The sequence below is a fragment of the Candidatus Stoquefichus massiliensis AP9 genome, from assembly GCF_000455285.1.
Lineage (GTDB): Bacteria > Bacillota_I > Bacilli_A > Erysipelotrichales > Coprobacillaceae > Stoquefichus > Stoquefichus massiliensis.
The window spans coordinates 65,396-66,329 of record NZ_HG005292.1 but is presented as its reverse complement, the minus strand read 5'-3'; the positions used below and the strand labels follow the sequence as shown (position 1 = coordinate 66,329).

2 protein-coding genes are annotated in these 934 nt (G+C 30.3%); both read left to right on the top strand.

Annotated features, from left to right (window positions below; translation table 11 throughout):
* Window positions 1-587: HAD-IA family hydrolase (locus BN350_RS19375; protein ID WP_044600354.1), on the top strand; the 587-nt coding region annotated here is incomplete at its 5' end.
* On the top strand, window positions 580-934 hold a 355-nt coding region (locus BN350_RS21445; protein WP_044600353.1), incomplete at its 3' end, for an AzlC family ABC transporter permease. The genes BN350_RS19375 and BN350_RS21445, both read left to right, overlap by 8 nt.

Genomic DNA, 934 nt, shown 5'->3' with positions numbered 1-934 from the left:
CAAAGTCTGTTGCCTATAGTTTGAAATCGTTTGGAATAGAAGTCAACAATTTAGAAGATTTAAAAGTATTTATTGGACCTCCTCTAGATGTTTCTTTTCAGGAATACTATCATATGACTGAAGAACAAAGTTTAAACGCAGTAGAAAAATATCGTGAGTATTTTTCTGATAAAGGTTTGTTCGAAAATGAAGTTTATGAAGGAATGGAAATATTTTTACAGAAACTTATTGATAGTGGGAAAAAACTTTATGTGTGTACAAGTAAACCTTATATATTTGCTAAAAGGATATTAGAACATTTTGGATTAGATTCATATTTTCAGGGAATCTATGGTTCTGAATTAGATGGAACACGCAAAAACAAAAAAGATGTTATTGCATATTGTTTAGAAAAAGAAGACCTTAAGTATAATGAATGTATTATGGTAGGAGATCGTCAACATGATATTATAGGTGCTCATGAAAATAACGTACCTTGTGTTGGGGTTTTATATGGTTATGGAAATTTTAAGGAGTTTCAGGATCATCATTGTGATTATGTCGTGAATAATATTCAAGAATTGAAGGAAGTGTTATTGGATGTATAAAAAAGTTATAAAAGAAGCGTTTATTGCATCAATTCCAGTTATGATGGGCTATATTGTATTAGGCATTGCTTTTGGGATGTTGTTAGAGAGTAAGGGATATTCTATTCTTTATGCTTTATTGATGAGTTGTTTTATTTATGCTGGAAGTATGCAGTTTGTTGCAATTAATCTTTTAACATCTGGAGCAACTCTTTTAAGTGGAGCGTTGATGACTTTGCTGATTAATGCAAGACATATGGTTTATGGGTTATCTATGATTAAGAGATTTGAAAACATGGGGAAGTTAAAACCTTATATGATCTTTTCTTTAACTGATGAAACATATTCTTTGTTGGTTGGTTCAAAAA